The sequence below is a fragment of the Streptomyces sp. NPDC090741 genome (genome assembly GCF_044769045.1).
Classification (GTDB): Bacteria; Actinomycetota; Actinomycetes; order Streptomycetales; family Streptomycetaceae; genus Streptomyces.
Genome location: NZ_JBIVXF010000002.1, coordinates 423,998 through 438,894 on the forward strand (window position 1 = coordinate 423,998; position 14,897 = coordinate 438,894).

Genomic DNA, 14,897 nt, shown 5'->3' on the forward strand with positions numbered 1-14,897 from the left:
TAGGCTCGGCCACGGCCGCCCGGGTACGCACCGCCCCGCGCAGGGCGGTGCGTACCCGACGGAAGGAACAGCGCCATGGCCGGCGGCAACGAGATCCGGATCCTGCGCGCGGGCGACCGCGCGGCGGTCGCCTGGAAGAACGGCGGCGGGGTGACCCGCGAGATCGCGGCCTGGCCCGAGGGCGCCGGACTGGCCGACTTCGGGTGGCGGGTCAGCCTCGCGGAGGTGGCCGCCGACGGGCCGTTCTCGGGCTTCCCCGGGGTCGACCGCACACTGACCCTCGCCGAGGGCGCCGGCATGGACCTCACGGTGGCCGGCGCCCGCCGCCTCGTCGACGAGCGCTACGCGCCGCAGGACTTCCCCGGCGACGCCCCCACCGACTGCCGGCTCATCGACGGGCCCGTCGTGAACTTCAACGTGATGTACCGCCGGGACCGGGTGCGGGCGCAGACCGCGGTCGTACGGGGCACCCTCGTGCTCGCCACCGCGCCGGGGGAGACCCTGCTGGTGGTCGCGCTCCGGGGCCCGGCGGAACTCGAAGCCGGAACGGGACTCGAAGCCGGAACGGGACTCGAAACCGCGCCCGGGCCCGTCGCCCTCGGCCCGTACGACGCGGTCCGGATCTCCGGCGGCAACGCCTGTGGCCTGCGCACCCGGGGCCACGCGGCGGTGGTCAGGCTGGCAGCCCGCCCCGGGCGATGACGCCGGCGTACCAGCGGGCACTGTCCTTCGGCGTGCGCCGCTGGGTCGCGAAGTCGACGTGGACGAGGCCGAACCGCTTGCTGTAGCCGTACGCCCACTCGAAGTTGTCCAGCAGCGACCACACGAAGTACCCGCGCACGTCCGCCCCGTCCGTGATCGCCCGGTGCACCGACGCCAGATGGCCGTGCAGATAGCCGATCCGGTCCGGATCGTGCACGTCGCCCTCCGGGTCGGCGTAGTCCGCGTACGCCGCGCCGTTCTCCGTGATCAGCAGCGGCACGCCCGGCAGTTCGTCGCGCAGCCGGACCAGCAGCTCGTGCAGGCCGCCCGCGTCCACCGGCCAGTCCATGGCAGTCCGCGGCCCCGGCGCGGGGAGGAAGCGTACGTGCTCCTCGGCGCCCACCCACGGCGAGGGCTCCTCGTCCGCGACGCCATGTCCGGGTTCGGCTGCCGCGACCACCGTCGGCGCGTAGTAGTTGATGCCCAGCCAGTCCACCGGGGCGGCCGCCGCCGCCAGATCGCCGTCCCGGACGAAGGACCAGTCCGTCACCGCGGCGGTGTCGCGGACCAGGTCCTCCGGCAGACGTCCGTGGAAGACCGGGTCGAGGAAGATCCGGTTGCCCACCGCGTCGATCCGGCGCACCGCGTCCAGATCGGCGGCGGAGCGCGTCAGCGGCCGCACCACGTGCAGGTTCAGCGTCAGCGAGACCTCGGCCGTGCGGGGGAGGACCGCGCGCAGCGCCGCCGTGCCGAGGCCGTGGGCGAGGTTGAGGTGGTGTGCGGCCCGCAGCGCGGCCTCCGGCTCGGTGCGGCCCGGGGCGTGCACTCCGGAGGCGTAGCCGAGGAAGGCCGCACACCAGGGCTCGTTGAAGGTCGTCCAGTCGGCCACCCGGTCGCCGAGCGCCCCGGCCACGAGCCCCGCGTACTCGGCGAACCGCTCGGCGGTGTCCCGTACGGGCCAGCCGCCCAGGTCTTCGAGCTCCTGCGGCAGGTCCCAGTGGTAGAGGGTGGCCACCGGCCGGATCCCGGCGGCCAGCAGCGCGTCGACGAGCCGCCGGTAGAAGTCCAGGCCGCGCGGGTCGGCGGGCCCCCGGCCGCTGGGCCGGACCCTGGGCCAGGCCACCGAGAAGCGGTAGTCGCTCACGCCGAGCCGCTTGAGCAGGGCCACGTCCTCGGCCATGCGGTGGTAGTGGTCGGCTGCCGTGTCCCCGGTGTCGCCGTGGAGGACCTTGCCGGGGGTGTGGCTGAAGGTGTCCCAGATGGACGGCGTCCGGCCGTGCAGAGTGGCCGCGCCCTCGATCTGGTACGCGGCGGTGGCCGTGCCCCAGCGGAATCCGGCCGGGAAGACGAGCCCGGTCTGCGCGAGGGGAGACACGTCGAGCGTGGTCATGAAAAGGCTCCAAAGAGGGTGAGGGGAGGGCCGGGAGGCGGCTGCGTCAGCCCTTGACCGCGCCCTGCATGATGCCGCCGACGATCTGGCGGCCGAGCAGTCCGAAGACCAGCAGCACGGGAAGGGTGCCGAGCAGGGTGCCCGCCATGATCACGGACTGGTCGTGGACGTAGCCGCCGCCCAGCTGGCGCAGCGCGACCTGGACCGTCGGCTCCTGCGAGGACAGCGCGACGATCGGCCAGAAGAAGTCGTTCCAGGCGGTCATGAAGGTCAGCAGGCCCAGGACGGCCATGGCCGGGCGGGCGACCGGCACGACGATCGACCAGAAGATCCGGGCGTGCGAGGCCCCGTCCACCCGGGCCGCCTCGATCAGCTCGTCCGGCAGCGACTGCACCAGGAACTGCCGCATGAAGAACACCCCGAAGGCCGAGACGAGTCCGGGCAGGATGACGGCCTGGAGCTGGTTCACCCAGTGCAGCTTGACGATCAGCATGAAGAGCGGGATCACCCCGAGCTGAGGGGGGATCATCATCGAGGCGACGACGGCGCCGAGCAGCGCCCCGCGGCCGCGGAAGCGCAGCTTGGCGAAGGCGAACCCGGCCAGCGTGGAGCACAGCACCGTGCCGACGGTGATCGCCCCCGAGACGATGAGCGAGTTGAGCAGCGCCTTGCCGATCGACGCCTCGTCCAAGGCGGCCCCGAGGTTGTCCAGCAGCCGCGGCCCCGGCAGCAAAGCCGGTACGGGGCGGGCCAGTTCGGCATTGGAGCGGCTCGCGGCGACGAGGGTCCAGTACAGCGGGAAGGCCGAGACCAGCACCGTGCAGATCAGAACGGCGTAGGTGAGCCTGCCGCCACGCCGGGCGGAGACGCTCGCGCTCATCGGCCCGCCTCCTTACGGGAACGGCGGCGCGAGGCCCAGGCGTTGGCCCCGACCAGCACCACGATGAGCAGGAACATCACCCAGGCGATGGCCGCCGCCCGGCCCAGGTGGAAGAAGCCCCAGCCCTGCTCGTACATGTACAGCCCGAGGGTCTGGTACTGGTGCGAGATGCCGCCGGACACCGATCCCTCGAACAGGAGCGGCTCACCGAACAGCTGGGTGGCGCCGATCGTCGAGACGATCGAGGTGAAGACGATCGTGGGGCGCAGTCCGGGCAGGGTCACATGGAGGAACTGCCGCAGGCGGGAGGCCCCGTCGACCTCGGCCGCCTCGTACAGCTCGGTCGGGATCGTCTGCATGCCGGCCAGGTAGATCAGCGTGTTGTAGCCGGTCCAGCGCCAGACGACGATGGACGAGACGGCGATCTGGGAGGCCGCCGTACCGTTCTGCCAGTCGACCGGGTGGATGCCGATCAGGTCCAACAGGCGGTTGACGAGCCCGAAATCGTGCCCGAAGAGCTGCGCGAAGATCAGTGAAGCGGCGGCGACCGAGGTCGCGTACGGCAGCAGCAGCGCGGTGCGGAAGAACGTACGGGCGCGCAGCCGGTAGTTGAGCAGGTGGGCCAGGCCCAGCGCCATCAGCAGCTGGGGCACGGTGGACAGCACGCCGATGGTGAACGTGTTGCGCAGCGCCGTCCAGAAGAACGGGTCGGTGAACAGCGCCGTGTAGTTGCCGAGCCCGCGCCACTCCAGCTCGCCGGGGTTCTGGAGTTCGGCGCGGTAGAGGGAGACGTACGCCGTGTAGAGCAGCGGGAAGATCCCGAACGCGGCGAACAGGGTGAAGAACGGGGCGAGGAAGGCGTACGGGGACAGCGAGCCCGGCCGGCCACGCCGCCGGGGCGGCGGCGCCGGCGGCATCGGGACGGTCAGGGGCGCCGGCGGTGTCGGCGGTGCCAGCGGCTCAGCCGAGGGCATTCTTGACGGCCTTCTTCGCGTTCGACCAGGCCGTCTCGGGCGCCGTGCCCTTGCGCTCCACCTCGCTGAGCGCGTTGTTGATCTGGTCGGCGATGTCCTTGTCGTGCACGCCGAGCACCTGGACGGGGGCCTGCTCGGCGGCGTCGCCGAAGATCTTGCCGATCGGCGCGTCCGAGAAGTACGGGTCCTTGGCGTCGGCTATCTGGCCGATCGACTTGGTGGCGGACGGGAAGTTGCCCTGCCCGCGGAAGACCTTGGTCTGCTGCTCGGGCGCGGTGAGCCACTTGATCAGCTCGTACGCCTGCTTCTTGTGGGCGGCCGCGGTCGGGACCGCCAGGTACGAGCCGCCCCAGTTGCCCGCGCCGCCGGGCAGCTTCGCGACGTCCCACTTGCCCTTGCCCGCGTCCCCGGCCTGGCCCTTGATGTAGCCGAGCATCCAGGCGGGGCAGGGCAGGGTGGCGAAGGACCCCGAGGAGAAGGCCTGGTTCCACGGCGGCGACCACTGGTCCAGCTTGGCGCTGAGCCCCTCGCCCGCGGCCTTGACCGAGGCGTCCCAGGCGGCCTTCACGGCGGGGCTGTTCTCGTAGATCAGGGCGCCCGAGGCGTCGTAGTAGCGCTCCTTCTCCTGTCCGACCATGATCGCGTTCAGGCTGCCCACGCTGTCGATCCAGGCGCTGCCCGCGGGTGCCTTCTCCTTGTACTGGCGGCCGAGTTCGCGGTAGCCGTCCCAAGTCGCCCACCGCGCCGCCAGTTCGGTGCGGTCGGTCGGCAGGCCGGCGGCCCGGAACAGGTCGCTGCGGTAGCACATGGCCTCGGGGCCGACGTCCGTGCCCAGGCCCAGCACCTTGCCGTCCTTGGTCGTCGCGGCGGACCACTTGGCGGGGGCGAACTCCTCTTTGAGCGCCCCGGCCCCGTACTGGTTCAGGTCCACGAACTTGCCCGCCTGCTGCTGTGCGACCGAGGCGATGCGGCCGACCTCGATGCCCTGGACGTCGGCCAGGCCGCCGCCGCCCGCGAGGCGGGTCTGGAGGGACTTCCAGTAGTCCTGCTCGTCCTCGGTGTCGGTCTGCTTGATCTTGATGCCGGGGTGGAGCCGCTCGTACTCGGCGTAGAGCCCGGCCTCTTGGTAGCCGAACGCGCCGAACAGGTCGACGGTGAGCGTGATGTCGCCCCCCGCGGCGTCGGCGGAACCGCCGCCGGAACCGGATCCGCAGGCGGCCAGGACCACTCCGGTCAGCGCGACGGCGCCGAGGCGGACCGCGGTTCTCCGGACGGTTCGGGGTATCGACATGGGGCGGCCTCCTTGGCCTGGACGGGCAGGGTGCGGGGGTGGGAGTGCGCCAGCTTTGAGAGCGCTCTCAGAGCGCGACTGGAGCGTGCACCCGCAGCCCGGGCCCCGTCAAGAGTCGTACGCGCAACGGAGTGCTTTCGTCCACAATCACCCGCGCCGCACGGCGAGTTCACGCCGAATCCGCCCCTCCTGCCGCCCGCACCGACCGCCCCGGCGCATCAGGCGGAATCACGCCGAACCAGCGCCGTCGGCGTGACCACCGAGGCGGGCACGGCACGGTCGCCCCGGGCCTTGTTCAGGGTGCGCAGCAGCAGCTGCGCCATCAGGCGCCCCATGCCCTCGATGTCCTGGCGTACGGTCGTCAGCGGCGGATCGGCGGTCTCCGCCACCAGCTCGGCATCGTCGAAGCCGACCAGCGCCACGTCCCCGGGGACGGCCAGTCCGCGCTCCCGCAGCACCCGCAGGGCGCCCGTCGCCATCAGGTCGTTCGCCGCGAACACGGCGTCGAGGTCCGGGCACCGCTCCAGCAGCCCGGTCATCGCCTCGGCCCCGCCCGCCGCGGTGAAGTCCCCCTCCGCGATCAGCGCGGGATCGGAGTCGAGCAGTACGTCCCGGTAGCCGTCGAGCCGGTCCACCGCCGAGGTCTGGTCCAGCGGACCGGCGATGTGTGCGATCCGCCGCCTGCCCTGGTCCAGCAGGTGCCGTACGGCCTCGCGGGCGCCCCCGCGGTTGTCCGCGTCCACGTACGCGACACCGCCGTGCCCCCCGGACCCGGCGGTCCAGCCCGGCCGGCCGCCGTACACCGTGGGCATGCCGACGCGGCGCGTGATCGCGGGCAGCGGGTCGTCGGTGTGCAGCGAGAAGGCGAGCGCCCCGTCGACGTGGCCGCCGGCCAGGTAGCGTTCGATGCGGTCGTAGTCCCCCCGGTCCTCCACCAGCAGCAGGACCAACTGCGTGTCGTGCGCGGTCAGTTCCTTACTGATGCCGCGTATCTGCCGGGAGAAGAAGGGGTCGGAGAAGATCCGGATCTCCGGCTCGGCGATGATCACCGCGACGGCCCCGGTGCGCCGCGTGACCAGGGCGCGGGCCGCCGGATTCGGTACGTACCCGAGCTCCCGTACGGCCTCGCGGACCTTCTCCACCAGATGCGCGCGGACGCCGTCCCCGCCGTTGACGACGCGGGACGCGGTCGCCCGGGACACCCCGGCGCGCTCCGCCACGGCCTCCAGCGTCGGGCGTTGAGCGGGAAGCTGTTCGGGCACGGGCGCTCCTCCTGCGGGTCCGGGGGCCGTTGGCGCGACGGACAGCAGGGTAACCCGTACCGCCGGGAGGCTGAGAGCGCTCCCGGCAGTACGGGCGGCGGTTACCAGCCGATCCCGAGGGTCAGCCCGGTCGGCGGCTCCGCGTTGCCGAGGATCTGGACGGAGGACTGGTCGTTGACGTCGTCGTAGGGGAAGCCGTAGGCCCGCCCGTTCAGGCCGACGGTGTGGAAGAAGGCGGCGTAGTCGTTCTTCGCCGCCCCGCGGTAGTACGCGGCCGGCGTGTACCAGGAGGTGGTGTCGAGCGCGACGCCCCGGTTGAACGCGGCGCAGAACTCCGCGCCCAGCTGCTTCTCGGTGTCGTTGCCGGAGGCCAGCGCCCCCGCGCAGGCCATGACGTCCGGCGAGGTGGGTTTGCGCAGGGTGAAGGGGCCCACGCCGTTCTTGCTGAAGGTCAGCGTGGAACCGGAGACCCGCCCCGAGAAGGTCTCGCCGTGCCGGGTCAGGGTGAAGGGGTGGGTGGTGTAGAAGGCCCAGGCCTGGTCGATGGCGGCGGTGAGGTGGTTCTGCTGCGCGCCGCCCGCGAGGAACAGCTCCGAGGAGCGCGGGGCCACGATCCGGTAGCCGTTCTGCAGCGGCTTGAAGGCGGCCCCGACGGAGGCCGCGTACTGCTGCATGACCTCGGCGCGGGTACGGGTGATGCCCCGGGTGGTGTCGTAGCCGCTGGAGGTCTGGCGCAGCCGCGAGGTCATCGGGAATCCGAACTGGTCGACCTGGGTGGTGTTCCCGCCGAAGGCGACCTGGCCCTGCACGTACGTGTACTCGTACCAGTCGTAGTACACGTCGGTGTTCGGGTCACGGGGATTGCGCAGGTCGGGGCCGCCCCAGCCCTGGTCGTCGGGGGAGACCGGAAAGTAGACGGGGGAGCCGAGGGAGACGTATATCCGGCCCCCGCGGATCGATGGCGGGGAAGGCACCGTGCCGCCCGCCTGGGCCAGCGTGAAGGACATGTTGGGGTAGGCCACGCCGTTCTTGACCAGGTGGCCGGGCGCGGTGGCGTCGAGGTGGTTGATGTGGGCCATGGAGCCGTCGGGCTTCATGTACGACCACTGGCCCGGGGTCACCTGACCGAGGACCGTGACGAAGACCTGTGCATCGGTGTAAGTGCCGCGGGTGTTGTTCTGGAAGGTGATCGGGAAGCTGCCCGGCCCGCCCTGTGCGGGGCCCGCGACGGCCCGGGCCGGGCCCCAGAGCAAGGCCGCCACCAGGGCGATCAGCGCGGCCAGCAGGGCCGGCACGGTCAGCGGGAGCGTTCTGCGCGTGTTCATCGGCGTCTCCTGGGTCCGGCCGGTCAGTGGCCGAAGCCGAACCAGTTGACGTTGACGTAGTCGGCGCCCTGACCGCTGGTGAAGGTCAGGTACACGTCGTGCTTGCCGGTGACGCCGCTGATGTTCGCCGGGACGGTCCTCCAGCTCTGCCAGCCGCCGGTGTTCGCCACCGAGAAGCTGCCGATCGGCGGGCCGGTACGGCTGTCCAGGCGGACCTCGACGAGTCCGCTGACCCCGCCGGCCGCCCCGCTCGCCACCCGCCCGAGGAACTGCCGCGCGGCGGTGGAGCCGAAGTCGACGCCCTTGTACAGGGCCCAGTCGCCGCTGGCGATCGTACTCAGGTTCCGGCCGCCGCCGGTGTCGGTGGTGGTCTCCGTCGCCAGCCCGGCCTGGCCGTCGTACGACTCGGCCTCGATGGCGCCGTACGCGTCACGGTTGCCGGACGGCGGAGTGGTCGGGGGAGTCGTCGGGGGTGTGGTGGGAGGCGTGGTCGGCGGGGTCGTGCCGCCCGTCGAGCGCAGCACGGACACGTAGTCGACGACCATCGGGTAGCCGGGCTGGGTGCCCGCGTCGGGTCCGCCGCCGAAGGCGTCCGGGAAGCCGCCGCCCATGGCGACGTTGAGGATGATGAAGTAGCCGTGGTTCGTGGCGTTGGTCCAGGTGGCGGCGTCCACCTGGTTCGCGCGCACGGTGTGGAAGTTGACCCCGTCCAGGTAGAAGCGCATCTCCTCCACGGCGGTGGACCGGTCCCACTCCACCGCGTACGTGTGGAACCCGCCCTGGCAGGTGGTGCCGGTGCAGACGCGCTGGCCGCCGATGCCGGAGGTCTCGTTGCAGGGGCCGCCCGGGCTCGAACCGCAGTGCACCGTGGCCCACTCGTTGTTGATGCCCTGGACGTTCTCCATGATGTCGATCTCGCCGATGCCGGGCCAGTTCCACCAGTTGCCGCGGTAGGGCGCGCCGAGCATCCAGAAGGCGGGCCAGTAGCCCTTCGCCGCCGCGCCCGTGACGTTCGGCATCTGGATCCGGGCCTCGCTGCGCAGCTTGCCGCCCGCCGGGGGCTGGAAGTCGGAGCGCCGGGTCTCGACGCGGCCGGAGGTCCAGTTGCCGGCGGCGTCCCGGCGCGGGGTGATCCGCAGGTTCCCGGCGCCGTCGAGGGAGACGTTCGCGGTGCTCGCGGTCATCGTCTCGACCTCGCCCGTGCCGAAGTTGGCGGGGCCGCCGGGGTAGCTCGTGCCGGTGGTGTACTGCCAGTCGGCGGTGTTGACACCGGAGCCCGCGGCCCCGTTGAAATCGTCCAGGAACACCTGGGACCAGCCCGCCGGGGTCGGGGGAGCGACGGCGTTGGCGGGCAGGGTGACCACGGCGGCGGCCGCCGCGGCCACGGCCATCGTGCCGAACGCGGCGATGACGGCCCGCCGGACGGACGGCCGCTTTCTGCGGGTGGGGAGACGCATGGGTGTGCCCTCTCTTGGGGGGAGGCGGTCCGCTGTTTGAGAGCGCTCTCAAGCGGCGCCGCTGGCCACTGTGCTCCCGGTGCCCACGGGCGTCAAGACTTGGAACCGGCAACGGGCATATGGGCAGGGGGAGTTCACCGGTTGAAGGGCGGGCCGCGGGCACGCGCGGCCCGCCCTTCAACCGGTGAACTCCCCCTGCCCGTCAGGTGGGCAGCCCCACCGCCCGCTCCCCGGCCCGCCGCTTCTGGATCACCACGGCCACCACGAGCAGGGCGCCCTGGGCGACGTTCTGCCAGAACGGATTGACGCCCTGCACGGTCAGGCCGTTGTCCAGCGCCCCGAGCAGAGTGATGGCCAGCAGGGTGCCGCCCACCCCGCCCTTCCCTCCCGCCAGCAGGCAGCCGCCGAGGGCGGCGGCCGTGATCGCCTTGAGTTCGAGGCCCTCGCTGCCGGAGACCGGGTGGCCGAAGCCGGTCCGGGCGGTCAGCAGGACCCCGGCGACCGCGGCGACCACCCCGGCCAGGCCGTAGACGGCGATCAGGTACTTGTTGATGTCGATCCCGGCCAGCCGGGCGGCGGTGTCGTTGCCGCCGATGGCGTAGATGTTGCGGCCGATGTCCGTCGACTTCAGCAGCAGGTGGATGGCGAGCGTGACCACGGCGAGCACCCACAACAGCACGGGGATCCCGGCGATCGCGCCGTTCGCGAGGAAGACGAAGACGTCGTCGTTGCTGACGTACCCCTGCGCCGCTCCCTTCGACAGCAGCTGGGCGACCCCCTTGTACGCGGCGAGGGTGGCCAGCGTCGCGATCACCGGGTTGACCCGGCCGAAGACGATGACCGCGCCGTTGAGGAGACCGGCGAACAGGCCTGCCGCGAGCGCGGCGGCGATGCCGAACAGGGCGTTCCCGCCGGTGGAGGTGAAGACCATGGCGGAGACCACCGAGGCCACGCCGACCTGGGAGCCCACGGAGATGTCCAGTGCCCCGCAGATGATCACCACGGTCTGGACGAGGGCGAGCAGTCCGGAGATGGTCACCGCGTCGCCGATGACCTTGATGTTGGCCCAGGTCAGATAGGCGGGATTGAGCCAGCCGAAGAGGGCCAGCACCAGCACCAGGGCGCCGATCAGGCTGAGGTTCTGGCCGCCGACGGAGGCGAGCAGCGAGCCGAGACCGCGGCTCGTACCGGAGGGCTCGGCGGCCGTCGCCTCGGCCCTCTCGTCGGACGTGCGCGCTCTCGCGGTCGCCGTGTCCGCCGTGCCGGCCGGGTTGGCCGTGTCCGCCGTGTCCGCCGTGTCCGCCGGGTTGGCCGGGTTCGCGTTCAATGGGGTCCTCCGTTGCCCGTCGCCGTCGTGGTCAGGTCGTCGGCCATCGCCAGGGCGAGCACGGCCTCTTCGGTCGCCTCGGACCGGTCGAGCTCGCCGGTGATCCGGCCGCCCTGCATCACCAGCACCCGGTCGGCCAGCCCCAGCACCTCCGGCAGCTCGGAGGAGATGACCAGCAGCGCCACCCCGGCCTCGGCGAGGTCCGCCACGATCCGGTAGATCTCGGCCTTCGCTCCGACGTCGATGCCCCGGGTCGGCTCGTCGAGGATCAGCACCTTGGGCCTGCGGGCCAGCCAGCGCGCGAGCACCACCTTCTGCTGGTTGCCGCCCGAGAGCGTGCGCACCTCCCGTTCCACCGACGGCGTGCGCACGCGCAGCCGGCCGGTGTACTCCAGGGCGAGCTCCTTCTCCGCCGCCCGGCGTACGAACCGCAGGCGGCTCAGCCGGTCCAGTACGGCCAGCGCGATGTTGTCGCGGACCGACCGGTCGAGGAACAGCGCCTGCGCCTTGCGCTCCTCCGGGGCGAGGCCGATGCCCGCGCGGATCGCGTCGGAGGGCCGGCGCAGCCTCAGTTCCTCGCCCAGCACCGAGACCGTTCCGCCGCGCAGCGGCAGATCGCCGATCAGCGCCCGGGCCAGCTCGGAGCGCCCGGCGCCGACCAGCCCGGCCAGGGCCACCACCTCGCCCGCCCGGACCTGGAAGTTGATCCCGCGCACATCGTCGGTGGTCACTTCGCGTACGTCCAGGACGACTTGGGCGGTCGCCGCGTGCGTGCGGGCGGGACCCCTGCGAGCAACGGACAGGTCCCGGCCCACCATCATCCGTACGATCTCGCCCTCGTCCGTGGCCCCGGCGTCCTTGACGCCGACCAGCGCCCCGTCGCGCAGGACGGCCACCCGGTCGGCCAGCCGGAAGATCTCCTGCATGCGGTGGGATACGTAGATGACGGCGAGTCCCCGCTCGCGCAGCCGGCGGATCAGCGCGAACAGGGCCTCCACCTCGTGCTCGGAGAGGGAGGAGGTGGGTTCGTCGAAGGCCAGCACCCTCGCCTCGCCGGTCAACGCCCGTAGGATCTCCACGAGTTGGCGCTGGGCCGGGGTGAGGCGGACGCCAGGGGTGTCCGCGTCGAGGACGTGTCCGAAGCCGATCCGGACCAGGTCCTCCCGGAGCCGGCGGCGCAGCGCCGCCCGGTCGAAGCGGCGGCCGCCCCGCGTGGGCAGGGCGCCGAGGTAGACGTTCTCGGCGACCGTGAGGTGCGGGACGATCTCCGGCTCCTGGGGGATGAGCCGGATGCCGGCGGCCCGCGCGTCGGCGGGGGAGCGCAGCCGCATCTCGGAGCCGTCGACGAGGAGCGTGCCGGAATCGGCCGGCTGGTCACCGCAGACGATCTTCAACAGGGTGGACTTCCCGGCGCCGTTCTCGCCCATCAGCGCGGTGACCGAACCGGCCGGGAAGTCGAGGCTGATACCGCGCAGGGCCGGGACCCCGGCGAAGCTCTTGGCTACGCCGGCCACCCGCAGTCCGCGCGCCGTCACGGGGGCGGGCGCCATCACTTGCAGCCGAATCCGGCGTCCCGCCAGGTGCCCGCGTCGACCATCCTGGTCGGGGCGAAGGCCTCGGGGGCGAACTCCGTACCGTTCTTGAGCTTGTCGTACATCGCCTGGACCGCCAGCTTGCCGACCTCGTCGCCGGGGATGTAGAGCGCCGCCTTCATCCCGTTGTCGGCACCCGCCTGCCAGTCCTTGCAGGCCAGATAGGCGCCGAGGCCGACACCGACGATGTCCGCGCCCTTGACGCCGGCGTTGTTCAGGCCCTTGACCCCGCCGGAGACGTTCTCGTCGTTGCAGCCCATGACCACCCAGTGCTTGACGCCCTGGTTGGCCGTCGCGGTCGCCTCGACCTTGGCCTGCGCGCCCGCCGGGGTGTTGTCCGTACCGAGCTCGATCGTCTGGATCTCGGGGGCCCCGGCCTCCTTCCAGGCGGCCTTGGCCCCGTTGATCCGATCGGTGCAGACGGTGGTGTCCTGCTTCCAGGCGTAGACGATCCGGGTGTCCGCGGTGCTCCAGCCCGCCTTCGCGAATTCGGCCGCGGCCCGTTTGCCGACCTCGCCGCCCATCTGGGCCCCCGAGAAGCCCACGCGCGCCACCAGATCGGCCTTGTCGCAGGCCGCGGGCTTGGGGCCGCTGACGCACACCTGGTCGTCGGAGGTGAGCAGCGGGATCCCCGCCTTCTTGGCCTCGGCGGCGACCTGCGGGCCGACCGCCGATTCCGGCACGACGACGATGATGCCCGAGTTCTTCTGCGCGATCGCGGACTTGACCTCGGTGATGGTCTTCGAGGCGTCGTTGCCGAGGTTGATCACGGTGAGCTTGACGCCCAGCTCGTCGGCCTTCTTCTTGGCACCCGCGGCCTCGGAGACGAAGTACTCCTGGTCTCCCTGCTTCTGGAGGTAGGCGATGGATATCGGGCCGTCCGCCTTCCTGCCCGTTCCCGTTCCCGTACCGGGGGAGGAGGCGGGCTTGCCGGAGGAGCAGGCCCCCAGGGTGAGCGCCAGCGCGAGGACGCCGGTCAGGGCGGCGCCGCGGCGATACCGGATCATGGACATGTACGAGTGCTCCCTCATCGGGCCGGGTCGGTGGATCGGTGGAGCGGCGGATCGGTGAGCAGGCGGGTCCGCAGGCCGGCAAGTCCGCGGGCCTGCAGGTCAGTTGCAGGTGAGCCGGGGCGCCGCCCAGTCCGCGTGGTCGTAGTCGATGCCGTTGCCGCCGTCGGTGACCACGAGCCGCAGTGTCTGGCCGCCGGTCAGATCGGCGGTGAGCGTCCGGGCCGCGTCCGCCGTGGTGACGACCCCGCTGTCCGCGACCTTGGTGCCGTCCCGGTAGATCTGGAAGCCGACGGCGCCGGTGTGCCAACTCTCGTCGTCGACGCCGACGTCCACCGTCAGGCCGGTGCACCTGCCCCCGAGGTGGTAGGTCAGTGTGCTGGCCGCGTGGACGCCCAGGCCCTTGGCGTACGTGGCGCCGCCCACGGTCAGCGTCCCGCCGTCACCGGCCGCCTGCTCCCCGTTGCTCCGGTCCTTCTCCGCCGGGCCCCAGCCGCTGATCACACCCGTCCAGGGCAGGTCCGACAGGTGGGAGGTGCCGGCCGGCGGAAGCGGCGCCGGCCCCGGGGTGACCCGGTAGACGACGGTGGCGTGCGGGGCGACCGAGGCGCTGATGGTGCCGCTGGTGTTGGTCGAGGCGGCCTTCGTCCACAGCTCCTTGAGGGCGTAGGGGGCGCGGTTTCCGATGCCGAGGGCGTCCGTCCGGGCGGAGATCGTGGCGGTGGAACCGGTCTCGTTGGTCAGCGACAGCGCCCGGTCGCCGTTCGCCAGCTCCTTGGCCATCACCACCAGGCCGCCCGAGCTGGATACCACCGTGCCCTGCTTGCCGAGGGCGTCCTGGTCCAGGGCGATGACATCGGGGTTGGAGAGGATGTCGAAGGTCTCGGCCGTCGCCTTGCGCAGGTCGCTGCCGATCAGCAGCGGCGCCGACATCATCGACCAGAGGGTGAAGTGGGTGCGGTACTCGGTGGCGGTCATCCCGCCGTTGCCGACCTCCAGCATGTCCGGGTCGTTCCACTGGCCGGGACCCGCGTACGGCGCGAGCGGCTGGTTCCTGTGGGCGATGGAGATCATCGAGGACCAGCTGTCGCCGATGTCCCCGGTGGTGCGCCACAGATGGCCGAGGCTCGACGCCCACGTCCACGGCTGGTTCTCGCCCCACTCGCACAGCGAGAAGACGATGGGACGGCCGGTCTTCTTCAGCGCCCCCGCCATGTCCGTGTACCGCTTCTTCGCGTCCACGCCCTGGTTGTTGCAGTTGTCGTACTTGAGGTAGTCGACCCCGAAGGAGGCGAAGAGGTTGGCGTCCTGCTGCTCGTGGCCGAGACCGCCGGGGAAGCCCGCGGTGTCGCAGGTCCTGGTGCCGGCGCTGGTGTAGATGCCGAACTTCAGACCCTCGGAGTGCACGTAGTCCGCGAGGGCCTTGATCCCGCCGGGGAAGCGGACGGGATCGGCCACCAGATTGCCCGAGGCGTCGCGGTTCGGCAGGGCCCAGCAGTCGTCGAGGTTGACGTACCGGTAGCCGGCGGCCTTGAGGCCCTTGGCGACGAAGAGGTCGGCGATGCCCTTGACCATCGCCTCGTTGAACTCGGCCCGGCAGTGGGTGGAGTTCCAGTTGTTGAACCCCATGGGCGGGGTCAGTGCCTGGCCGTCGGCCACGGCGGCGGCCGGCGCGGCGCCCGCGAGC

General features: G+C 71.9%; 12 protein-coding genes. 1 reads left to right on the top strand and 11 read right to left on the bottom strand.

The genetic code is table 11. The features are described from left to right. Positions 1 to 75 precede the first annotated feature (75 nt). Positions 76 to 702, top strand: coding sequence for a HutD family protein (locus ACIQU4_RS07155; protein WP_403726929.1), 627 nt, complete (start codon positions 76 to 78; stop codon positions 700 to 702). Here ACIQU4_RS07155 and ACIQU4_RS07160 read toward each other — a convergent pair. The 11 genes from ACIQU4_RS07160 to ACIQU4_RS07210 all read right to left on the bottom strand — a co-directional run bounded on the left by ACIQU4_RS07160 (position 674) and on the right by ACIQU4_RS07210 (position 14,839). Then, complete coding sequence (locus ACIQU4_RS07160; RefSeq protein WP_403726931.1) at positions 674 to 2,092, bottom strand: GH1 family beta-glucosidase; 1,419 nt, start codon at positions 2,090 to 2,092, stop codon at positions 674 to 676. The genes ACIQU4_RS07155 and ACIQU4_RS07160 overlap by 29 nt on opposite strands. Before the next feature lie 46 nt (positions 2,093 to 2,138). After that, positions 2,139 to 2,972: a carbohydrate ABC transporter permease gene (locus ACIQU4_RS07165; protein ID WP_403726934.1), complete on the bottom strand. Its 834-nt coding sequence runs from the start codon at positions 2,970 to 2,972 to the stop codon at positions 2,139 to 2,141. Further along, positions 2,969 to 3,946 carry a carbohydrate ABC transporter permease gene (locus ACIQU4_RS07170; RefSeq protein ID WP_403726937.1) on the bottom strand — a complete coding sequence of 326 codons (978 nt, stop codon included), beginning with the start codon at positions 3,944 to 3,946 and terminating at the stop codon, positions 2,969 to 2,971. Before ACIQU4_RS07170 ends, ACIQU4_RS07165 begins: the two co-directional genes overlap by 4 nt. Continuing rightward, positions 3,933 to 5,237 (bottom strand): ABC transporter substrate-binding protein, encoded by a 1,305-nt coding sequence (locus ACIQU4_RS07175; RefSeq protein WP_403726940.1) that lies wholly within the window; start codon positions 5,235 to 5,237, stop codon positions 3,933 to 3,935. Before ACIQU4_RS07175 ends, ACIQU4_RS07170 begins: the two co-directional genes overlap by 14 nt. Positions 5,238 to 5,455: 218 nt before the next feature. After that, entirely contained in the window at positions 5,456 to 6,499 is a 1,044-nt protein-coding gene (locus ACIQU4_RS07180; protein WP_403726943.1) for a LacI family DNA-binding transcriptional regulator, read from the bottom strand. Between the two features lie 101 nt (positions 6,500 to 6,600). After that, positions 6,601 to 7,824: a glycoside hydrolase family 64 protein gene (locus ACIQU4_RS07185; RefSeq protein ID WP_403726946.1), complete on the bottom strand. Its 1,224-nt coding sequence runs from the start codon at positions 7,822 to 7,824 to the stop codon at positions 6,601 to 6,603. Positions 7,825 to 7,847: 23 nt separating this feature from the next. After that, a complete protein-coding gene (locus ACIQU4_RS07190; RefSeq protein ID WP_403726949.1) occupies positions 7,848 to 9,281 on the bottom strand; it encodes a glycoside hydrolase family 16 protein in 1,434 nt (477 codons plus the stop codon). 202 nt (positions 9,282 to 9,483) lie between these two features. Further along, on the bottom strand, positions 9,484 to 10,608 hold the full coding sequence (locus ACIQU4_RS07195; RefSeq protein ID WP_403726951.1) for an ABC transporter permease: 1,125 nt from the start codon (positions 10,606 to 10,608) through the stop codon (positions 9,484 to 9,486). Beyond that, positions 10,605 to 12,158, bottom strand: a complete 1,554-nt coding sequence (locus tag ACIQU4_RS07200) for a sugar ABC transporter ATP-binding protein (protein ID WP_403726954.1) — start codon at positions 12,156 to 12,158, stop codon at positions 10,605 to 10,607. The genes ACIQU4_RS07195 and ACIQU4_RS07200 overlap by 4 nt, the downstream gene beginning before the upstream one ends. After that, positions 12,158 to 13,213 (bottom strand): substrate-binding domain-containing protein, encoded by a 1,056-nt coding sequence (locus tag ACIQU4_RS07205; protein WP_403726957.1) that lies wholly within the window; start codon positions 13,211 to 13,213, stop codon positions 12,158 to 12,160. The genes ACIQU4_RS07200 and ACIQU4_RS07205 overlap by 1 nt, the downstream gene beginning before the upstream one ends. Positions 13,214 to 13,312: 99 nt before the next feature. After that, positions 13,313 to 14,839 (bottom strand): NPCBM/NEW2 domain-containing protein, encoded by a 1,527-nt coding sequence (locus ACIQU4_RS07210; RefSeq protein WP_403727717.1) that lies wholly within the window; start codon positions 14,837 to 14,839, stop codon positions 13,313 to 13,315. Positions 14,840 to 14,897: the final 58 nt, after the last annotated feature.